Source organism: Rheinheimera sp. SA_1 (genome assembly GCF_001669775.1).
Lineage (GTDB): Bacteria > Pseudomonadota > Gammaproteobacteria > Enterobacterales > Alteromonadaceae > Pararheinheimera.
In genome coordinates this window covers 355,865-377,508 of sequence record NZ_LXWK01000015.1, presented here as the reverse complement: position 1 = coordinate 377,508, position 21,644 = coordinate 355,865, and the positions used below count along the sequence as shown (strand labels likewise).

Below are 21,644 nucleotides of genomic sequence, written 5' to 3'. Positions count from 1 at the left end.
TTAGGTGCATTATTGGATTTCCGGCTCAGTATTGGCCACTTTGTTGTTATCTGGTTGTTCCATGTGGACAACTCCCGAACCAACAACCGCAACAGAAATTAAAAAAATCAATGAACTGACGATCCCGAAAGGGCTCATTGCGCCAAGAAAGCCTGGTCAATTTGATATTCCGGCAGCGGTTGCTGCAGGCGCTAAAGGTGAAGCGGTTGAATTAAAAGCGCCGATGCAGGTGCTGGCAGTGTCGACCAATGCCCGGGTGGAAGAAGACGACAAAGAAGTGCGGGTGTTTTTTGAACGTAATGAGTTCACCGGCGACTTGATGCCATACTTGACAACTAATCTGCAAGAATTTTTCACCCAGAATAATATTGTGATTACTGAGGCTGCTAATAACAGTTGGCAGACCGACTGGATCAGTCAGTTTGAAGATACGGGCTGGTGGTTGTGGGAATCGCAGGAACTGACTCAGCAGAGTAAGTTTCAGGTGTTACTGGAACCAAAAATTCATGGCCGTACTGCCGCACTACGGGTTGCCATGTTGCAACATCAGTATTCACAAGCCGAACAGCCTATTACGGCTATCGCGCAGCGCCGTGAAGAAGTACATTTTTTAAATCGGATGATTGATCATCTGGCAACCGTTGAAATGGAAAAAATCAGAGCGGCGAAAGCCAGTCTGCCGGATGTGTTGTTAACCCGCGCTGTGAATGAAAAAGACGAAGCGGTGTTGTTAACCACGCAATCCATCGATGTGACTTGGAATCAGCTGGAATTGTTGTTTGAGCAGGTTTCGTTGACCGTGACTGACTTAAACCGTACCGATTATGTTTATTACGTCAACTTCACCAAACCGGATGCGGGTTTCTGGGGTTCAATCTGGGGTGGCGAAGAGCAACCTGTGCTGCCGATTGCCGAAGGCGAATATCAGTTACATCTGAGCAAAACTGACAAAGGCACCGCCATTAAATGGCGTGATAAAGATGGCAAAGCGCTGGATCAAGCAACCGTCTATGCAATTTACGATGTATTTGTTGCGGCGATCCGTCAGGCTAAACTGGAGCTGTAAGCCGGTTTTCCAGGTACCTTACTGCAGAAATAAATAAAAAAGGCGCAATTCTTTAATGAGTTGCGCCTTGTTTTTTGGATGAGACCAGCCGAGCAGGTGTGGAAGTAACATCGCTGCTGGCGCTCTGAGCGTGCTCCAGTTAGCAGCCATAACCAGACCCAAAGCCCGGATCAACAAAAGTTGGTTTAGATTATTCTGCTCATTTTGCTGTTGTGATCAGGTAAAATAACTTTCAGGTCGGATGACAACGGTCATTGGCCGCTTGGTTGCTGTTTGAAGATTGCTGTTTGAAGGCCCACTTTTAACGAATTTAGCCAATTGGGGGATTTTCACTCCATGCTGGTTTGCTGAGGAAAACTGTTGATGCGTCATTTATGGTCGTTATTTTGCAAAACTCTGGGCCTGAGTTGTTTACTGAGTCTGTCTTGCTATAGCTTCAGCGCTGAATTAACCGATCTTTTTCAGGCCGAAGTGGACGCCAATCAAAGTCAAAGCCAGTGGCAACAGGCTGCAGTCTCCGCGGTGCTGGTGAAGTTAACCGGCGGCGAACAAATTCTGACCCACCAGGCGGTGAAAACAGCCATCCGCAGTAGCAGTGATTTCATTAAACAGTACCAGATGGTGCAGCGTGATGGTCGCAATCTGCTGCAAGTCAGCCTGGATCAGCAGAAAATTACCAGCATGTTGCAGCAACTGCAGATCCCGATTTGGGGCAGTCGCCGTCCGGATGTGTTGATTTGGCTGACCGAAAAAACCTTAGACCAACCGCAGTTGGTTTTGCTTGCCGAACATCCGCTGCGAAATGCCCTGGCGGCACAGGCCAAAAGGTATGGCCTGAGTTATCTGTATCCAAAATATGACGAACAGGAGCTGGCGCAGGTCAATGCCCCGGCTTTGTGGTCTGGAGACTGGACGGGATTAAGTCAGGTTTCGCCACGTTATCAGGCGACTCAGGTATTTAATTTATTGTTGGAACAACAAGTAGACATGACCGGGCAATTGCAATTCCGGTTAACGCTGCAGACGATGGTCGACGCAGCTATACAGCAACAGGAACTCAGCGGTCCGGACGCGACCGCCTTACTATTACAATTCAGCCAGCAGTTGGCTGCAGCACAGGCCGCAAAATATGCGGTTAATGTCCAGGCCAGTGCCGTTTCTGATGGCGCTGTGCAGTTGACTCTCGATGGTATCGAAGGTTTAACTGACTTAGTCGCAGTACAGAAAGTTTTTAGCTCGATGCTGACGGTACGCCAGCAACAACTGGTTGAGTTTAAGCCCGGAACCGCCACCATTCGGTTAACCTTTGCCGCAAGTGAACTGGATTTTTATCAGGCGTTGGCGCTTGAAAAGAAATTGCAGCCGGTGATCAAAGCAGATGGGACAGTTATCGACCCGGCAAATATGGATCAGCCGTCAGTTGACCAGGCCGCCATTGCTCAAAACGCTACTCAGCCGAGTGTCGATAATCCACCAGCAATTTCAGCAGCTGAACAAGCATTAGAAGCTGCTTTGAGTACAGACAGCGCCAGCACGACTGAGATGCCGCAAGCTGCCGCCCAAACGGAGACACCGGTAGCGGTGCCGGTTGAAGTTCAAATCCCGGCTGGTCATACCCATTTTAGGTTTGTCCGCCCCTGATGCAGCCAACTCAATACACACTGGCAGTCACCCTGCCGGATGACGAAACACTGCAAAGCTTTTTTGGTGCGAAAGAGAGCCCGGCGGTGCAGTTTATTGAACAGTTTCTGGCACCTGGTAAACCGCAGCTGCCGCTGTATTTGTTCGGTGCCAGCGGCAGTGGCAAGTCACATTTGTTGTACGCAGCATGTGTGCAGGCGCAAGAGCAGGGACTGACCAGTCAGCTACTGGCGCTGGATGATTTTCGCCAATACAGCCCCCGTTTATTCGATGGATTGGAGCAGCTAGATCTGGTTTGCCTCGATAACATTCAGGCCATTGCCGGTGACAGCCATTGGCAGGTGGCGCTGTTTGATTTGTACAACCGGATGGTAGAGCAGGGCAAACGGCTGTTGATTGTCGCCGACGAAGCACCGCTGCAGCTTGGTATTACCCTGCCGGACTTAGTCTCGCGTTTGCAGGCTTGCACCATTTTTCAGCTGCGGCTATTAAGCGATGACGACAAGCAAAAATTACTGCAACAAAAAGCCCGCTTACGTGGCATAGATTTGCCCGATGAAGTGGCGCGGTTTTTACTCAATCGCCAGCAGCGCGAAATCCGTGCTCTGGTGGCCATTCTCGATAAACTCGACAAAGCTTCAATCGTGCATCAGCGTAAGCTGACCATCCCTTTTGTCAAAGACGTACTGGCGCAAAGCGGCAGCTGACGCCTTCATTCTTCGTAAATTCCCCGAAAAAACCTCAGCATAAACAGCGATCCGCCGCCAGTTCTGGTGTATTATTGCCGGTTGAATCAAGTCATCCATTTTAGGCCGGTCTGAGGACAACAATGAACCTATCTGCCATTTTAGAAAACGCCTTAGCTGCTGTTGCTGCAGCGGCCGATGTACCAGCGCTGGAAGATGTGCGCGTCGAGTACTTCGGTAAAAAAGGCAGCATTACTGAACTGTTAAAGTCGCTTGGCGCGATGGACGCTGAAACCCGTAAAGTCGCTGGTCAGCAAATTAACGAGTTAAAACAACAAGTTCAGGATGCATTAAACGCCCGCCGCGATACCATGCAACAAGCCGTGTTATTGCAAAAACTGGCCTCTGAGCAGATTGATATTTCTTTACCAGGCCGCACGTTGGACGCCGGTGGTTTACACCCGGTGACCCGCACCATCCGCCGGATTGAAAGCTTTTTTGGTGAACTTGGTTTTGAAACCAAGCACGGCCCGGAAATCGAAGATGATTTCCACAACTTTGATGCACTGAATATTCCGGAGCATCATCCGGCCCGCGCCGATCACGACACTTTCTACTTTAATCCAAAGCTGATGCTGCGTACCCAAACCTCAGGCGTGCAGATCCGGACTATGGAAACCGAACAACCACCGCTGCGGATCATTTCGCCAGGCCGCGTCTACCGTAATGACTACGATCAAACGCACACGCCAATGTTCCATCAGGTCGAAGGTCTGATGGTGGATAAAAACGTCAGCTTCACTGAACTGAAAGGCATTTTGCACGATTTCCTGAATAATTATTTTGAAGAAGATCTGCAGATCCGTTTCCGCCCGTCTTTTTTCCCATTTACCGAGCCTTCAGCTGAAGTCGACGTGATGGGCAAAAACGGCAAATGGCTGGAAGTTTTAGGCTGCGGCATGGTGCACCCGAACGTCTTACGCTCGGTCGGCATTGATCCAGAAGTTTACAGCGGTTTTGCCTTTGGTATGGGCGTTGAGCGTCTGACCATGCTGCGTTACGGCGTGACTGATTTACGATCATTTTTCGAGAACGACCTGCGTTTCTTGAAGCAATTTAAATAAGCGGGGAGTGAAAAAATGAAATTCAGTGAATCCTGGTTACGCGAGTGGGTGAACCCGCAATTATCAACTAACGATCTGGCCGAGCAGATTTCGATGGCCGGTTTAGAAGTTGACGGTATTGAAGCCATTGCCGGCGAATTTAGCGGCGTGGTTGTTGGCCATGTGGTGGAATGTGGCCGCCATCCGGAAGCCGACAAGTTACAAGTCACCAAAATTGATATCGGCAGCGGCGAGTTGCTCGACATCGTCTGTGGTGCAGCCAACTGCCGGCAGGGCTTAAAAGTTGTCGTGGCCACAGTCGGTGCTGTGCTGCCGGGCGATTTTAAAATTAAAGCGGCGAAACTTCGTGGTCAGCCGTCCAATGGCATGCTGTGTTCATTATCTGAACTTGGCATGGCAGAAAGTTCTGAAGGCATTATCGAATTGCCACAAGATGCACCTTTAGGCACAGATATTCGTGTCTTTTTGCAGCTTGATGACAAGGCAATTGAAGTCGATTTGACCCCAAACCGCGCTGACTGTTTAGGCTTAATTGGCCTGGCGCGCGAAGTCGGCGTGTTGAATCAACTGGATGTGACGGTGCCGGTGATTGCCCCGGTTGCTGCGACTATCAAAGATCAGTTAACTATTACGCTGCAGGCACCAAAACTTTGCCCAAGATATTTGGGTCGTGTCATCAAAAACATCAACACCGGCGCTGTGACGCCGTTGTGGATGGTCGAAAAGCTGCGTCGCAGCGGCATTCGTTCGATTGACCCGGTGGTTGATGTAACCAACTTCGTGCTGTTGGAATTGGGCCATCCAATGCATGCCTTTGATTTAAGTAAAATTGAAGGTGGCATTGTGGTGCGTCAGGCGAAAGCTGGAGAGACTCTGGTGTTGCTGGATGAGTCCGAAGTCAAACTGCAAAGCAACACCTTGCTGATTGCCGATGAGCACAAAGCACTGGCGATGGCCGGGGTATTTGGCGGCTTGCATAGCGGCGTGACTAAAGACACCACTGACATTTTCCTGGAAAGTGCCTTTTTCTCCAAAGTCGAAATGGCCGGTATAGCCCGTCAATATGGTTTGCATACTGACGCATCACATCGTTACGAACGCGGCGTGGATCCAGAATTGCAACATACCGCGATGGAGCGTGCAACACGGTTGCTGCTGGATATCGTTGGTGGTGAAGCCGGTCCGGTGGTTGAAGCAAAATCTGCGGAGCATCTGCCAAAACCAGCAAAAATCAGTCTGACGCGTGCCAAACTGGACCGTATTCTGGGTATCTCAATTGCCACCGAAACCGTCACGGAAATTTTCCAGCGGCTGGGTTTTGCGGTCACGGCAGAAAACGACAGCTGGCAAGTCAGCGTGCCAACCTATCGTTTTGATATCAGCATCAGTGAAGATCTGATTGAAGAAGTGGCACGGGTTTATGGTTACAACAATATTCCAAACGTGGCGCCGGTTGCCAGCTTAAAAATGCGTGACCATGCTGAAGCTGAGATTTCGGTCAACAGCCTGCGTGATGTGCTGGTAGGCCGTGGTTATCAGGAAGCGATTACTTATAGTTTTGTTGATCCAAAAGTGCAGCAGGTATTGTTCCCAGGCGTTGAAGCTTTAGTGTTACCGAACCCAATTTCAGCTGATATGTCGGCAATGCGGTTAAATCTGTGGCCAGGATTGATGCAAGCGGTGCAATACAACCAGAACCGTCAGCAGACCCGCATCCGGTTATTTGAATATGGTCTGAAGTTTATTCCAGATGCAGCCGCTGAAGGCGGTGTGCGCCAAGTGCCGGTATTGGGCGGGGTGATTATCGGTAGTTTTGCCAATGAACACTGGACCATTGCTGAGCGCAACGTCGATTTTTATGATGTAAAAGGTGATGTCGAAGCGCTCATTGCCATGACGTCTGCCAGCGGTGAATTTGGTTTTGCCAAAGGTGAGCACAGCGCCTTACATCCGGGCCAGACTGCAGCTATTACCCGTAATGGTCAGCCGGTTGGTTTTATCGGTGCACTGCATCCGGAAGCCGAGCGTAAGCTGGGTATTAAAGGAAAAGCTTATTTATTTGAAATTGAGCTGGCAGCCTTTGGTGCAAAACACATTGTTTTAGCTCAGGAAGTCTCAAAATATCCGGCAAATCGTCGTGATCTTGCAATTGTTGTGAAATCTGATGTGCGTTTTTCAGATATCCTTGCTACTATTAGAAAAGTTGGCGGAAATCAACTAGTTGACCTAAAGTTGTTTGATGTGTATACAGGACAGGGTATTGCTGACGGAATGAAGTCGCTGGCAATAGCACTGACCTTGCAGGACAAGGCGCGGACACTGGAAGATAAAGACATCCAACAAGTCATTTCTTCAGTAGTTCAGACGCTTGGTGAAGAGTTCAACGCAACGTTGAGGGATTGAGAATGGCGCTTACCAAAGCCGATTTAGCAGAACGTTTATTTACCAAATTTGGCATCAGCAAACGCGATGCTAAGATGATTGTCGAAGCTTTTTTTGAAGAGATCCGAGTGGCTTTGGAAGCTGGCGACCAGGTGAAACTGTCCGGTTTTGGTAATTTTGACCTTCGTGTCAAAAATCAGCGCCCAGGACGGAATCCAAAAACTGGCGAAGATATTCCAATCTCAGCCCGCTGCGTAGTGACTTTCCGGCCTGGCCAGAAGTTAAAAAGCCGGGTTGAAGTCGGTACCGCAAAAAAATAATTCTCAATAATCAATTTTGATTATTGTTGATGAAAAGGAGCTCCCTTATTTTAAGGGCGCTCCTTTTTTGTTGTTTGCACTGATCGATATGGTGTAGCCACTCGGTTAAACCGCTCGCCTGCAATTTTTAGCCAACCATCTCTTCCTTTCAGCCAGTTGAAAACTTCCAGTTTTTGCTAAAAAATTTAATCCAGTGCTGATCCGAATGAACCGTTAGACTGTAAAGCATTGTATCCACGACCGTAATCAGTAGACCCTATGACAATCCATATTGGGATCAGCGCTTGTGTGCTCGGCGAAAAAGTCCGTTATGACGGCGGCCATAAAAATTCTCCTTTTTGCAGTGCAGTATTGGCATCTTTTGTCCGCTACCTGCCTATCTGCCCGGAGCAGGCAATTGGCATGCCGATCCCACGACCAGCGATCCGTTTGCTAAAAACTGATGCTGGTGACATTCGCTTAGTCAATAGCAAAGACAGCAGCATTGATTTTACTGAAAAAATGCTCCAATTCTCCGATCAGAAGATGCCGGTGCTGGCACAGCTATCTGGTTATATCGTTTGTGCTAAATCGCCCAGCTGCGGGATGGAACGGGTACGGCTGGTTAATGAGAAAGGCGAGTTGCTTGGTAAAGTCGGCACAGGCTTATTTACCCAGCGACTCATGCAAAAATATCCGTGGCTGCCGGTGGAAGAAGATGGTCGCTTGTTGGATTCTGAATTAAAAGAAAATTTTATCACCCGGGTGTATGCGTTAAGCGCCTGGCATCAGCTGATTGCCGGTGGTTTTTCGGTGGGCAAGTTGGTGGAGTTTCATAGCCAGTTTAAATTTTTAATTATGGCGCATCATCCAACGGCTTATCGCGAGCTCGGCCGGCTGGTCGCTCATGCGAAGTTGTTTGAAGCTGACGATTTAGCCGAGCGATATCTATTAGATTTTATGCGGGCGCTGAAACAGCCGGCGACGCGTAAACAACACGCCAATGTGTTGATGCACTTGCAGGGTTTTTTCAAAAAGCTGTTAAGTTCGACGGCAAAACAGGAACTCTTGAGTCTGATCCATCAGTATCGGCTCGGACATGCGCCGTTGATGGCACCGTTAACGCTGCTTAAACATCATTTAAGTCTGCATCCACATCAGTATGTGGCGGCGCAGCGTTATTTATTGCCATATCCGGTGGAATTGGGGCTTCGCGCATGACGTTAGTTCACTCTGCGGCACCTTTATCGGCAACAACAATGACTTCAGCTTTGTCACCTTTTGCACTGGTGTGGTTGCGTAACGATTTACGTTGTTTTGATAACGCAGCGCTGTTCGAAGCGCAGCAAACCGGCTTGCCCGTGGTTGCGGTTTATATTGCCACGCCAATAACCTGGGCGCAGCATCAGATGGCGTCGATAAAACAGGACTTTCTGCGCCGGCGGGTGCAACAAATGCAACTGGAACTGGCTGAGTTTGGCATTCCGCTACTGCTGATTGAAGGCTTAGATTATCTTCAGTGCCAACAGCAGCTGCGCGAAATTTGTAAACTTGGTGCTGTTTCCCTGTATGCCCAGCATGAGTACGAGCTGCGCGAACTACAGCGTGATCAGGCAGTGGCTCGCGCTTTAGCCGGGCTTGGCGTCGATTGCCACTTTATCGACAATCAATGCCGGTTTGCGCCAGGTTCGGTACTGAGTAAAACCGGCGACGTGTATAAAATTTTTACGCCATTTAAGAAAACCTGGCTGGGTAAATTCCGTGAACTGGGTGTGCAATGTATTGCCAAACCAAAACCACAAAGCGGATTTCTGCTGCAATTGCCGTCAGGGTTACCGGCGATGCAAGCCGGTGATGACAGCTCCAAAGCCTATCCGGTAGCAGAAGCTGAAGTGCTGAATATGCTACGGAGTTTTTGCCGCGAGCGGGTGCAGGATTATCAACTGGCGCGAGATTTCCCGGCGCGTCCCGGTACCTCAGGTCTATCGGCTTATCTGGCAATCGGCGTGATTTCGGCGCAACAAGCGATGGCGAGGTTGCAGCTCGAAGCAGGCGATAGTTTCTGGCACGAGCAATCTGGCGCTGCAGTGTGGCTCAGTGAACTGATTTGGCGTGAATTCTATAAACATATTCTGGTGGCCTACCCGGAACTGATTAAACATCAACCCTTTCAAAAAGATACGGCGGCCATAGTCTGGGGCAATAACAAACAATGGTTTCAGCGCTGGTGTGATGGGCAGACCGGCTACCCAATTGTTGATGCCGCAATGCGCCAGCTGAATCAAACTGGCTGGATGCACAATCGGCTGCGGATGATTGTCGCGAGCTTTTTAGTCAAGGATTTACAAATCGACTGGCGCTGGGGTGAAGCCTATTTTATGGCAAAACTGATTGATGGCGAATTTGCCGCGAATAATGGCGGCTGGCAGTGGGCGGCTTCAACCGGTACTGATGCCGCGCCTTATTTTCGTATTTTTAACCCGGTGACCCAAAGCGAACGATTTGATCCGAATGGTGATTTTATCCGCAAATTTTTGCCGGAACTTGCCGGGATCAGCAACAAACATATTCACTGGCCACATCCATTACCGATGTCAGTGCAGTACGCCACACCGGTGGTCGACCACGCCAAGGCCAGATTACGCACGCTGGAGATGTTTAACGCAGTAAAGAAACCAGGCACAGGAGTCCCGGATGACCAATAACGCCGTCGTTGGATATGCTCAGGATCCAGGCATCAGCCGCATTGAAGATTTTGTGTGTTTTTACAATAGTTTAAATGCCAACAATCTCGGAACTCTTAAACAGGTTTACCACCAGGATGTCGTATTCAGCGATCCGGTGCATCGTATTGAAGGTCTACCGGCACTCCATGATTATTTTGCGCATGCCTATGCCAGGTTAACCCAGAGTCATTTTCAAGCGCAGCAGATGGCAGCTAACGGGCAAACCGGTTTTGTCAGCTGGCAAATGCGCATTCGTCATCCGGCAATTGCCGACGGCAACGAAATTCTGGTCGACGGTTGTAGTGAACTGCGTTGGCACGAAGATGGCCTGATTATCGCGCACCGCGACTATTACGATTTAACCCAGATGGTTTATCAGCATCTACCGGTGATTGGCTGGTTAACCTCTAAAGTAAAACAACAGATGGCAAAGGAATAACGGATGCGCATTGCAGTAGTAGGTGGTGGTATTGCCGGCATGATGAGCTGGTATTTGTTGCGGCAGCAACACCAGGTGACGTTGTTTGAAGCCAATGATTATCTCGGCGGGCACACTGCAACCGTTGATGTAACGGTCAATGGTCAGCAGTATGCGATTGATACGGGTTTTATTGTGTTTAACAACTGGACCTACCCGCTATTTAACCGTTTTTTAGCGCAACTTGGTGTGGCGTCGCAGCATACGCAAATGAGCTTTTCGGTGAAAAAACCAAGTCAAAATCTGGAGTACAACGGTAATACCTTATGGAGCTTGTTTGCGCAAAAACGTAACTTGTTGCGGCCTTCGTTCTGGCGGATGCTCAGAGATATTGTGCGTTTTAACCGTATTGCCAAAGAATTATTGGCCGCGCAGCATCCGGATTTAGATTTAGCTATAGACGACTTTCTCACTCGTTACCGTTTTGGCAAAGAGCTGCGAGATAATTATTTGCTGCCGATGGGGGCGGCCATTTGGTCGGCTGGTCTGGCTGAAATGCCAGAATTTCCATTGCGATTTTTCCTGCAATTTTTTAAAAATCATGGACTGTTGAATATCACCGATCGGCCGCAGTGGTCCGTGATTAAAGGTGGTTCGCGCAGTTATGTGCAAAAAATGCTGGAACAATGTGGCGACGAAGGTATTCGGCTGAGTAGCCAGGTGCAATCGGTGCATCGTTTTGCTGATCGGGTTGAAATCACCTTGCCAGATGGCACAGTGGAGCTGTTTGATCAGGTGATTTTCGCCTGTCACAGTGATCAGGCGCTGGCGATGCTGGCCGATGCCAGCCAGGAAGAACAGCAAGTTCTGGGCGGCATTGGCTATCAGCAGAACGAAGTGGTGCTGCATACCGATAGCCGGATTTTACCTAAGCGCAAAGCCGCCTGGGCGGCATGGAATTATCAATTAGGTGCCAGTAGTACTGAGCGAGCGACCTTAAGTTACAACATGAGTATTCTGCAGGGCTTGGTTGATGCACCCACTTTTGTGGTGACTCTCAACGATAGTCAGAACCTTGAAGCCGCAAAAATTCTGCGGACTTTCCATTATGCCCATCCGGTATATAACCATCAGACGATGCTGTCACAACATCGCCGCGGCGAAATTAATGGCGTGAACCGCAGTTTTTATTGTGGTGCTTATTGGTATAACGGTTTTCATGAAGATGGAGTCAGAAGCGCGGTGGATGTCGCCGGCATGCTTGGAGTGCAGTTCTGATGCAAGCAGGACATGCCTGGTATCAAGGTCAGGTCGGGCATCAACGGTATTTGCCCAAGGGCCATGGTTTTGGCTATGACACCAGTTTCTTCTGGCTGGATTTGTCGCAGTTAGCCAGTCTCGAGCACAATGGCTCTTTGTTAAAACATGAAAAGTTCGGCGCCTTTAGCTACCGGCGCCGCGATTATTTGGTTGGTGATGCTGATCTGAAGAGAGCGGTATTGGATAAAGTTGGCCGCCTTGGCGCTGACATCAGTGACGTTGATCAGGTGTTTATGCTGTCGCCACTGGCCAATTGGGGGCTGTATTTTAGTCCGCTGACGCTTTATTACTGCTTTGCGCATGGAACTTTGCAATCTTTATTGGCGGAAGTCAGTAATACTCCCTGGAATGAACGGCATTATTATCTGGTTCCGGTCACAGCGACAGAAACTGCCGTCAGTGAATATACCCACCGTAAAAACTTTCATGTATCGCCCTTTAATCCGCTTGATATGCTGTATCAGTGGCATGTTGGTCTGCCGGGCGTTGAACTGCAACTGAGCATCACCAACTGGCGGCAGCAGCAGAAGATATTCAGCGCCTGGTTGAAGCTTGAACGTAAATTTTTGTCCGCACCGGCGCTAAAACAGTTATTGATCCACAACCCATGGCCCTGCGTACAAGTGGTGTTTCGAATATATTGGCATGCGTTGAAGTTACTGTTAAAAGGACTTCCGCTGTATGGCCACAAAAAGCCTGAGGATCCTGCTTTATGACATTTTCACTCTCACAGCCATCGGTACTTGCGGATCTGGGAACGCTCGACAAAATCTGCCGCAAATTGATGCTGGATTATCTGGGGAAGCTGCAGCAAGGGTGTATTGAGCTGGTTGAAGACCATGACAAACAACTGCTTGGCGATAGCAAAGCGCCGCTGCGCGTCACACTGACTGTGGTTGACGCCGCTTTTTATCAGAAGCTGGTGTTAGGCGGTTCGGTCGGCGCCGGAGAATCATATATCGAAGGCCATTGGCGCTGCGACAACCTGACCGGTTTGGTGCAATTATTTGCCCGCAACGCCGCGTTACTGGATGCATTGGAATCTGGTTTAGCGCGCTTAAGCAAACCTGCATTGAAATTACTGAACTGGCGTAATCGAAATACGGTATCGCAATCGAAGAAAAATATTTCTGCGCATTATGACTTGGGCAACAGCATGTATCAGCTGTTTCTGGATCAAAGCATGATGTATTCCAGTGCTGTTTATCCGACGCCTGAAAGCACGCTGGCAGAAGCGCAGCAGTATAAACTGCAGCAGATCTGTGAAAAGTTACAGCTCACCGAACAAGACCACCTGCTGGAAATTGGTACCGGCTGGGGCAGTATGGCGATTTTCGCCGCACGTAATTACGGCTGTAGCGTCACCACCACCACCATTTCGAAAGAACAACATGACTACGCCGCGGAGCAAATAGCAGCCGCAGGTTTACAACATAAAATTACCTTATTGTTTCAGGATTACCGCGAACTCAGTGGACAGTATGACAAGCTGGTGTCGATCGAAATGATCGAAGCGGTTGGCCATGAATACCTGGAGGGCTATTTTAAAAAATGCGCTAGCCTGTTAAAGGACAATGGCTTGATGGTATTACAGGCCATCACTATTGCCGATCAGCGGTATGAGTTTTACCGAAAAGAAGTTGATTTCATTAAGAAGTTTATTTTTCCAGGCGGCTGCTTACCCTCCATGGTACGCATGGCGACTGCCGTGGCGAACCACACCGATTTAGTGATCCGGCAGGTGCAGGACATTGGATTTGATTACGCCAAAACTCTTGCTGACTGGTGCAGTAACTTTATGGCGGCACGCGATGCGGTGCATCAGCTGGGCTATGACGACCGCTTTGTGCGGCTCTGGCACTTCTACCTTTGTTATTGTGAAGGCGGATTTTTAGAACGGGCCACCAGTGCCGTACATATGGTGCTAACCAAACCGGGCAATCGCTCTTGGGGATCTACCCAAAATCAATGATGTAGCCAAATAGCCACCTTTGAACCACGACAAGTGAGCGAGACTGGCGTTCCAGCGAGAGAGCAAGGTCACCACGAAGTGGCAGTAACCCTGCAACTTCAATGATGAAGGGGAGGCAATTTACCATTGCGGCGGAACTGTGTTATAACTTGATAAAAGTTAACGGATATTCCGCTTCAATGACCAGCATCCAGGACGGTAATTCAACGCCAACTGCAGCCGAGGCAGAAAAGGTTCAGCAACTGCAGGCAGATAACCTGCAGTTGTCACAACAACGTTTGGCTTTACTGCAACAAAATCTGGCGCTCCAACGCGAAACCACCATTTTGCATCTGATCAATAAACTGGCTTTGCAACTGAACGAGCTGATGACCGAAGCGGCTATTTATCGCTTTGTCGCTCAGCAAATTGCTGCTGCGCTGGGTTTTGAAGATTGTGCAATTTTTAGCTGTAATGAGCAGGAACAGACGCTGCAGCGGGTCGCAGCTGTGGGATCGCGTGATGTGCCGGAGCATCAGGGCATTGGTCAGTTGAAATACGGTCAGGGTATTGTTGGCTTATGCGCCAGAACCAAAGCGCCGGTGTTAGTCGCCGATACCCGGCAATCGCCACACTATCTGCTGGATGTGTCAGAGCGGTTATCTGAGCTGGCAGTACCGGTCTTGGATCAAGGCCGGTTGTTGGCAGTGATCGATTGTGAGCAGTGGGAGGCGCGGTTTTTTGATGAACATCATCAGCAAATTCTGCAGCATGTAGCGTCGATCCTGAGCAGCCGCTTGCGCAAACTGCAAGATTTAGCCCAGCTGGAACAATCGATTAAAAAACTGGAATATGCCGAGCTGGTGCAAAAAGCGTTGTTTAATATTGCCTCGCTCAGTTACGACGCCACTAATTTTCATGCCTTTTATCAGCAAATTCACCACAATGTGAACTCGCTGATTTATGCGCCAAACTTTTATATTGCTTTGTACGATGATCAGGAAGAAATCCTGCATTTTCCCTACTTTGCCGACACCACTGAACACATCAGTCCGGAAACCATTTACCCCAAGGAGATTTTATCCAACAGCCTGACCGGTTATGTCTTTCGCAGCGATAAACCGCTGCTTGCAGATCGGCAGTTGCTGGAAGAGTTTGATCGGACTAAAGAAATTACCGCTTATGGCTCACCGCCGGAAAGTTGGTTAGGAGTACCGTTTCGCTCCGGTGATGCGGTACGGGGCGTGGTGGTGGTACAAAGTTATGAAGCCAGCGTGGCCTATGATCAAAAAGATCTCGAGCTGCTGACCTTCGTGTCGCACCATATTTCCAGCGCACTGGAACGGGTATTTGTACAGCAACGCTTATTGCATCAGGCGTTACACGATGCACTGACCAATCTGCCAAACCGCATTTTATTTATCGATCGGGTTAATCACGCTTTTAAACGCCGCAAACGTTTTCCGGATAAAGTCGTTGCCGTGATGTACCTCGATCTTGACCGTTTTAAAATGGTCAACGATACCCTGGGTCATCAGGTTGGCGATGAATTTTTAATTGCCGTGGGCAATGCGCTGAAAAGCTGTCTACGGCAAAACGATACCCTGGCGCGACTGGGGGGGGATGAATTTGCGGTGCTGCTGGAAGACGTGAAAACGCTGGCGGATATTACCGAAGTAGCTGATCGCATTGCTGAGAAATTGCAAATTCCGCTGCAACTGAAACAACATCGGCTGCAAACTTCGACCAGTATCGGTATCGCGTTTGCAGATTGCCTGACCGAAGATATTGATACCGATGAATTGATCCGTCAGGCCGATATCGCGATGTATCAGGCCAAACAAGATGGCCGGGGTATATGGCGGTTGTTCTGTACCGAGATGGATTTAGAAACCACAAAAAACTATCAGCTGGAACAGGAAGTAAAAACCGCCCTGCAACAGCAGCAATTTATATTGCATTATCAACCTATTATTGATTTAGCGACCGAAAATACCGCCGGTTTCGAAGCCTTGATCCGCTGGCATCACCCATCCCGTGGTTTTATTGCCCCGAACGATTTTATTCCGTTGGCGGAAGAGCTGGGTTTGATGAGTCAGATTGATTTGTATGTGGTGCGCACTGCGGTTGAACAAATCCAGCGTTGGCGCTTTGATTACGCCACGGAATTTTATGTCAGCGTGAATATTTCAGGTCGGAGTTTTTCGGAAATAGATTTTGCTGACAAAGTGTTAGAGTTGCTTAGTACACTTGGAGTGCCAGCAAGTTATCTGGCGATAGAAATCACCGAGCGGGCGTTAATTGATAAAATCGGCCAGGCAAAAATTAGTATCAATAATTTACGCGATGCCGGGGTGAAAGTGCTGTTGGATGATTTTGGTACTGGTTATTCCAGCTTAAGTTATCTGCATGAATTTCAACTGGATGTATTAAAAATTGACCGCACTTTTATTGCCGGGATCCGGCCGCGGATCCAGGAAAACCCGGTGGTGAACACCATTATTACCCTGGCCAAAACCTTACACTTAAAGGTGATTGCTGAAGGTATTGAAACCAGTCTGCAGCGCAAATTGTTGACGGAGCTGGGTTGTGATGCTGGCCAGGGGTATTGGTTCGCCAGGCCAATGCCAGCGCGCGAAGCGGTAGAGTGGCTAAAATAAGCTCAATTTACCTGTGAGAGAAGAACATAAAGCCCCGCATTCGGGGCTTTAGTCATTTTACAAGTCTGTAGCTATTAGCTTTGTTTTAGCACAATTTTTTGCGGTTCAATGCTGATTTTGCCATCTTTCATCAGGCCGCCAATCGCTTGCTTAAACACTTTTTTGCTGACACCAAAAGCGGCGTAAATGGCTTCCGGTTCACTTTTGTCTGACAAAGGCAATTCGCCGTTGGCTGCGTTCAGTTTTTGCAGAATTTGATCGGCAATCGAGAGTGTTTTCTGATAACCAGGTTTTTCCAACAACAAATCAATTTTGCCATCGGCACGGACTTTATTGATAAAAGCTTTGGTGGTGTAACCACGGCGTAGTGGCTTAAAGACCTGATCTTTATACAAAACGCCCCAGTGCTGGTGATCAACCACGGCTTTATAGCCCAGCTCAGTCGGCTCGGTGACCATAATGTGGACTTCATCGCCCGGTTGGTAAGACGGGGTGGTTTTACCAATAAATTTGTCCAGTTTGCTGGAAGCGACAATGCGGTTGCTGCGGTCGACATAACAATAAACTAAGTAGCTGTAATCCAGTTGCATCGGCAAATGCTGTTCGGAAAAGGGCACCAGTAAGTCTTTTTTCAGACCCCAGTTTAAGAAAGCGCCGACTTTGGTCGAAGCAACGACTTTAAGCTGAGCCACTTGACCGACCATCACCAATGGTTTTTCGGTGGTCGCGATCAGCTGGTCTTCGGAATCCAGGTACAAAAATACACTAACAGAGCTACCAACTTCGGCATCGAGTGGTACATAACGGCGCGGCAGTAAAATGTCACCCCAATGCAAGCCGTCAAGGTAGACGCCAAATTCGACTTTTTTCTTCACAACTAAGGTATTTAATTGGCCTAAGAACATAATTACTCCAGCGTAAATAGTGGGTTAGTTGCGACTTTTAATAAAACAGGATTGATAACGACCGATTGCTCGTTGTCAGCAAACCACATTTGTCCTTCCTGGATGGTGCATTGTAATTGCATGGTGCGCTGACAGAGTTTAGTTAAGGCTTGTGATTCGTCAGCCTTAATTGCGACCACGGTTAGATTATCCAATTCTTTGGCAATTTTTTGTTGATTGGCCCACCATTTATCGACGACGGTTCCGCCATAAGCCAAGATCATGCCTTGTTTGGCGCGGTGGCTGGCACGGCGGATCAGTTTGTCTTCCGGCAAACCCAGCTCCACCCAGAGTTCAATCTCGCCAGCAAGGCTGTGTTGCCACAGATCTGGTTCGCTGTCTTCGGAAATTCCTTTGCCAAACAGCAGCCGTTCGTCGGCACATAAGGCAAAAGCGACCAGCCGTAACATCATCCGCTCCAGTGTTTCCGATGGATGCTGCGCCAGCGTCAGGCTGTGGGTCTGATAATAATGCCGGGTCATATCAGCGATTGCGAGTTCTGCTTTGTAGATGGTTGCTTTAAGGGCCATAGCCGCCTTGGAGTCCTGCTAAGAGCGCCGGAACTGGCGCACATGCTGCGAAAAGGGCGCTAGTGTAACTGTTTTTTGCAGGCGGTGATATTGCTCTGTGTTTTGGCGGCATTTAGCCAACAACTTTAGGTCGATACCGACAACGCTGAACTCTGCTGTAGAGAATGCCCAAGACGAAGACCACGACGCTGCCAGAACTTCTCGTGGAAAAAATAAGCTACCGTATTCACGGCCGGTTCCACCACCGCTAACAGGCCGCCGACTACCCAATCGCCGGTCAACAGGTAGGCGACAGTAAAGGCAACACAAAAATGCATAATGGCAAAGCTGATGGTTTTTAACATGGTGGTCATTCCGGTGGCGGTTGATGCAGTAAATAATAGCGATTCGCATTTATCAAAGATAATGGAATAAAATGGCAATACTCATCGGAAAAAACGAAACGGCAGCAACCTGGCCGATTTAGCATAAATTGCCAGCAGTTGACTAGATTGATTGCACCAAAACGCTGTGAATGCCGTATGCTGAATAGCTATAACGACTTAAAACTAAAGCAATAGCGGGGCTTTTAATGAGTATGGATTGTCGAGATTTTCTGGACGTAAAACAGTATGTGTTTTTGATGAACTGGTTTATGCGACGGCAGCAGGAAGTTGGCCTGGCGGCGTTGGATGAGCCATTGTCTTATGATGGCGATAGTCAGTATGACCGGTTAGCTGCTCAGCTGATCGCACAGGCCAGTATTGCTTATCTGGAGAAATTTGAGCAAAACGCACCGGCTATCGTCTTTACCAATTTATTTCATTTAGCAGAGTTGGAATTGCAGGGCAGACGGGGATTAAAAATAAAGCCGAATAAAACAGTGCAATAAATCTATACCCAAAATCATTGAAGATTCGGGTAGGCGACGAAGGAGCGAGACTGGAGCGCCAGCCCGGCCCGGAGCATAGTAGTCCTATGTGACTGGGGCGAGCGACTGAAGACAACAACCCCGCATCTTCAAGGATGAAGGGTATAAGCTGTTATTCGTTGGTGTCCGGCAGGCGTTGTAATGCATCGGTCAGCATTGGCAAATCAAGCCGTTGTTCCAGGCGGACTAAGGTACCAGCCGACCAAACGCTATAACTGCCATCTTCATTTACGACCAGCATCTTGTCTTTACGGAAGCTATACAGCTGATTATTCAGTAAATTTAATTTGGCTTGGGTCACTGGCCGCAGTAGGTTATCGCCAATCCAGGGTTGTTGATTGACACAACCGGCACCGGCCAGAATCGTCGGCAGTATATCCAGGTGTTGTGTCACATCATTGATCCGTTGTTGGTGCAATTCCGGCCAGCGATACCAGACTGCAGTTTGCCCCAATGCAAACTGGCCCGCACCGGCGTTTAGCTGCACGACCAGATGATAAGCATCAGGCAACGCCAGCAGTGCGGTGCGCAGTGCATTGGCGTCGTCGAGTAAATGCAATTGCACCGCAGCCAGACTGTTTTCTGCCTGCTGTGTTAACCAAGGCAGTTGTTGCTGCCAACTCGAAGATGCACTGATGCCAAAATAGCTGGCCGGTAACTGGCTGAGCCAAACCGGCGGCTGCTGTTGATCAAGCGCGGCAACATCGGCATATAACAAATTCAACACGGCACTTTGCGGCGACACCGGCGCCATATGTTGTGGCAATCGCCGCCAGCCATCATTGGGCAGTTGCGCCGCCAGTGAACCGTCTGCTGCGGTCACAACCCACAAATGTACCGCCTGGCTGTTCGCGGCCGCCGGGCACTGTAATTCAATGCTGGCGGCTTTGGTTGATTTCGCCTGCAGCCAGTCAGGGCTGCGTTGTTCGGACAAGGGTTGGGCTAACTGCGCCGGATCTAACAATTTGTAGCGGACCAGCATGGTACGCGCAGTTGCCGGATAGGTCAGTGGCAACACATTGTCTTGGCGGATAATGTCCTGATGTTGGCTGGCATCGCCCCAGATATGCAACAGGTGGCTACACATAAAGCTACCCAGTAAAATCACCATCGCAGGTTTTCCAACCCCGGAGTGACTGAGCCTGGCAATCTTTTTCCAGCAATAATTACTAATTACCAATTGAATAGTGACCAGCAATACGGCAACAGCGGTAGTGATCAGCACAAAATTGCGCAAATTCGTCACTACTTGCTGGCGTAATAAATCCAAAGTTTGTTCGTAAGAAGCACTACCGGCGTGATAACCCAGGCTGTGATAGACGTAGGCGTCAAAAATCAGCGCGACCAAACCACAAGTCGCCAAAATTGCCGCCATACCACGGACATGGCGCTGGTAGGGGAAAATCAGACTGATCGGAAAAATGGTGATGATAAAAAACAGAAAACACAAAAATGCGGTATGGCCGAGCCAGTTCAGCAGCAGATAACTCCAGCCCATGACTGATGCTGGCAGCGGATCAGCCAGAAAATAGCTACCGGTCACCAGCAACGCCAATAACACATTAAAGAAGGTAAACCAGTGGCCCCAGCGTAATAACCGGTCAATTTTATTGACGAGTGACAGGTTTTGCTCGAGCACCATAAGGTTTTAGTGGGCCTTGCTGTTGACGGCGTCTTGTAACGCCTGACTGAAGTGTTTGGTTACTTCTGCCTGTTGCGCGGCGGGGACATTGGTTTTGATGATATGGCTGATGGTATTGCCCAGACACATCAGACTAAGTTCGGTGGTAGCGTTTTGCTGCCGTAAAGTTTCCAACAGAATGTTGACGAGGGTTTCGATTTGCTGGTTGGAATACTTGGATTGGATCGGCATGAATTACTCTGAAATTAACTGAATGAAACAGGTAGAATATTAACAGAAATCCATTTAAACAGGAAAACTTATGTCTGTCGACGTGCATCTGCTGGCGATAAACTTTATCGAAGCCAATGAATCTGCTCAATTAACCGCCCATTTTCGACAGGAGCTGGTTCCGGTCAGCGCTCAGGTCGCTGAACTGATTGAACAGTTGCACCTTGCCTATAACGGCAAACCGGCCAAAGGTTATGCCGCGTTCAGTCCGGCAAAAAGCCCGGATTTTTGCGACGCTATCGCCAACTGGCAAGCGCAGGATTTAAATTTTGTCAGCCTGGCTGAGCTCGCTACCGGTCAGTTGGTGGTAGAGCTGACCAAACATCAAATTCCGGAAACCGGTTATTTTATGTTGTGTCATTATCGCTATCTGGCCAACGAATATTTGCTGATTGCACTGCTCGGCAGCAAAGAACACTTTTCAGTCTCCTCTGATTTACAACTGACCAGCGCCAAACATCTGGATATCGCGCGGATGCAGTTAGCGGCGCGCATCGACCTGACCGAATATCAGATGGCGAGCGAACAGGGCAAATACATCAGCTTTATCCGTGGCCGCGCCGGACGCAAAGTCGCCGACTTTTTCCTGGATTTTTTAGGCTGTGAAGAAGGGATAGACCCCAAAGCCAGCAGTAAAATGGTGTTGGCTTCGGTTGAAGAATATCTGGCCGAAGGTCAGTATGATGCGGCCGAAAAACATGATGTGCGCAAACAAGTCTATCAATACTGCGAGGAGCGCGCCAAACAAGGCCAGGATGTGATGCTAAGCGAGCTTTCAGCCACAGTCGATAGCTCCGACGACAACGCCTTTGCCCGTTATTGTGCTGAGCGTGAAATGCCGGTTGCTGAGCAGTTCCCGGTTGATGTGAAAGAGTTAAAAACGCTGGTGAAATTCTCTGGTGCCGGCGCCGGGTTGAGTTTGAGTTTTGAACAGAAGTTATTGGGCGATCGGGTGCAATACGATGCCGAGCGCGATATTCTGGTGATCAAAGGTACTCCGCCAAACCTGCGCGACCAGCTACAAAAATTTATTCGCGGTTATTCCAGTTTTGATCGCAATAATGACAACAGCTAG

20 protein-coding genes are annotated in these 21,644 nt (G+C 49.0%); 15 read left to right on the top strand and 5 right to left on the bottom strand.

The features are described 5' to 3' along the window. Window positions 1–4 precede the first annotated feature (4 nt). The 13 genes from bamC (at window position 5) to A5320_RS08860 (ending at window position 16,273) form a co-directional block, all read left to right on the top strand. Window positions 5–1,066 carry an outer membrane protein assembly factor BamC gene (bamC, locus tag A5320_RS08920; protein ID WP_082971644.1) on the top strand — a complete coding sequence of 354 codons (1,062 nt, stop codon included), beginning with the start codon at window positions 5–7 and terminating at the stop codon, window positions 1,064–1,066. Window positions 1,067–1,429: 363 nt separating this feature from the next. Continuing rightward, the gene (locus A5320_RS08915) at window positions 1,430–2,707 is read left to right on the top strand and encodes a DUF2066 domain-containing protein (RefSeq protein ID WP_068063613.1); all 1,278 of its coding nucleotides are present in this window, start codon (window positions 1,430–1,432) and stop codon (window positions 2,705–2,707) included. Further along, entirely contained in the window at window positions 2,707–3,414 is a 708-nt protein-coding gene (hda, locus tag A5320_RS08910) for a DnaA inactivator Hda (protein WP_068063608.1), read from the top strand. Before A5320_RS08915 ends, hda begins: the two co-directional genes overlap by 1 nt. A 122-nt stretch (window positions 3,415–3,536) precedes the next feature. Then, window positions 3,537–4,517 carry a phenylalanine--tRNA ligase subunit alpha gene (pheS, locus tag A5320_RS08905; protein WP_068063606.1) on the top strand — a complete coding sequence of 327 codons (981 nt, stop codon included), beginning with the start codon at window positions 3,537–3,539 and terminating at the stop codon, window positions 4,515–4,517. Between the two features lie 15 nt (window positions 4,518–4,532). After that, window positions 4,533–6,920 carry a phenylalanine--tRNA ligase subunit beta gene (gene pheT, locus A5320_RS08900; protein WP_068063604.1) on the top strand — a complete coding sequence of 796 codons (2,388 nt, stop codon included), beginning with the start codon at window positions 4,533–4,535 and terminating at the stop codon, window positions 6,918–6,920. Between the two features lie 2 nt (window positions 6,921–6,922). Beyond that, window positions 6,923–7,219 carry an integration host factor subunit alpha gene (gene ihfA / locus A5320_RS08895; protein WP_068063602.1) on the top strand — a complete coding sequence of 99 codons (297 nt, stop codon included), beginning with the start codon at window positions 6,923–6,925 and terminating at the stop codon, window positions 7,217–7,219. A 258-nt stretch (window positions 7,220–7,477) separates the two neighbouring features. Next, complete coding sequence (locus A5320_RS08890) at window positions 7,478–8,419, top strand: YbgA family protein (protein ID WP_068063601.1); 942 nt, start codon at window positions 7,478–7,480, stop codon at window positions 8,417–8,419. After that, on the top strand, window positions 8,416–9,903 hold the full coding sequence (gene phrB / locus A5320_RS08885) for a deoxyribodipyrimidine photo-lyase (protein WP_231916690.1): 1,488 nt from the start codon (window positions 8,416–8,418) through the stop codon (window positions 9,901–9,903). The genes A5320_RS08890 and phrB overlap by 4 nt, the downstream gene beginning before the upstream one ends. Beyond that, window positions 9,893–10,363 carry a nuclear transport factor 2 family protein gene (locus A5320_RS08880; RefSeq protein ID WP_068063599.1) on the top strand — a complete coding sequence of 157 codons (471 nt, stop codon included), beginning with the start codon at window positions 9,893–9,895 and terminating at the stop codon, window positions 10,361–10,363. Before phrB ends, A5320_RS08880 begins: the two co-directional genes overlap by 11 nt. 3 nt (window positions 10,364–10,366) lie before the next feature. After that, window positions 10,367–11,620: an NAD(P)/FAD-dependent oxidoreductase gene (locus tag A5320_RS08875; RefSeq protein WP_068063598.1), complete on the top strand. Its 1,254-nt coding sequence runs from the start codon at window positions 10,367–10,369 to the stop codon at window positions 11,618–11,620. Continuing rightward, on the top strand, window positions 11,620–12,378 hold the full coding sequence (locus A5320_RS08870) for a DUF1365 domain-containing protein (protein ID WP_068063596.1): 759 nt from the start codon (window positions 11,620–11,622) through the stop codon (window positions 12,376–12,378). The genes A5320_RS08875 and A5320_RS08870 overlap by 1 nt, the downstream gene beginning before the upstream one ends. Beyond that, window positions 12,375–13,634 (top strand): SAM-dependent methyltransferase, encoded by a 1,260-nt coding sequence (locus A5320_RS08865; protein ID WP_068063594.1) that lies wholly within the window; start codon window positions 12,375–12,377, stop codon window positions 13,632–13,634. Before A5320_RS08870 ends, A5320_RS08865 begins: the two co-directional genes overlap by 4 nt. 179 nt (window positions 13,635–13,813) lie before the next feature. After that, on the top strand, window positions 13,814–16,273 hold the full coding sequence (locus A5320_RS08860) for an EAL domain-containing protein (protein WP_197490046.1): 2,460 nt from the start codon (window positions 13,814–13,816) through the stop codon (window positions 16,271–16,273). Window positions 16,274–16,347: 74 nt separating this feature from the next. Here A5320_RS08860 and A5320_RS08855 read toward each other — a convergent pair whose 3' ends face one another. From A5320_RS08855 to A5320_RS08845, 3 genes are all read right to left on the bottom strand, one after another. Beyond that, window positions 16,348–17,178 (bottom strand): CvfB family protein, encoded by an 831-nt coding sequence (locus tag A5320_RS08855; protein ID WP_231916689.1) that lies wholly within the window; start codon window positions 17,176–17,178, stop codon window positions 16,348–16,350. 2 nt (window positions 17,179–17,180) lie between these two features. Further along, complete coding sequence (locus A5320_RS08850; RefSeq protein WP_068063590.1) at window positions 17,181–17,747, bottom strand: YaeQ family protein; 567 nt, start codon at window positions 17,745–17,747, stop codon at window positions 17,181–17,183. 125 nt (window positions 17,748–17,872) lie between these two features. Further along, window positions 17,873–18,091 (bottom strand): DUF2061 domain-containing protein, encoded by a 219-nt coding sequence (locus A5320_RS08845; protein WP_068063588.1) that lies wholly within the window; start codon window positions 18,089–18,091, stop codon window positions 17,873–17,875. Window positions 18,092–18,318: 227 nt separating this feature from the next. Here A5320_RS08845 and A5320_RS08840 point away from each other — a divergent pair, with 227 nt between their 5' ends. Then, window positions 18,319–18,618 (top strand): hypothetical protein, encoded by a 300-nt coding sequence (locus tag A5320_RS08840; RefSeq protein WP_231916688.1) that lies wholly within the window; start codon window positions 18,319–18,321, stop codon window positions 18,616–18,618. Window positions 18,619–18,769: 151 nt separating this feature from the next. Here A5320_RS08840 and A5320_RS08835 read toward each other — a convergent pair whose 3' ends face one another. Both A5320_RS08835 and A5320_RS08830 read right to left on the bottom strand, forming a co-directional pair. Continuing rightward, the gene (locus A5320_RS08835) at window positions 18,770–20,299 is read right to left on the bottom strand and encodes a DUF3413 domain-containing protein (RefSeq protein WP_068063586.1); all 1,530 of its coding nucleotides are present in this window, start codon (window positions 20,297–20,299) and stop codon (window positions 18,770–18,772) included. A gap of 6 nt (window positions 20,300–20,305) precedes the next feature. Next, window positions 20,306–20,530 (bottom strand): DUF1414 domain-containing protein, encoded by a 225-nt coding sequence (locus A5320_RS08830; RefSeq protein ID WP_068063583.1) that lies wholly within the window; start codon window positions 20,528–20,530, stop codon window positions 20,306–20,308. 70 nt (window positions 20,531–20,600) lie between these two features. Between A5320_RS08830 and yejK the strand changes: the two genes are divergently transcribed. Beyond that, a complete protein-coding gene (gene yejK, locus A5320_RS08825; protein WP_068063578.1) occupies window positions 20,601–21,644 on the top strand; it encodes a nucleoid-associated protein YejK in 1,044 nt (347 codons plus the stop codon).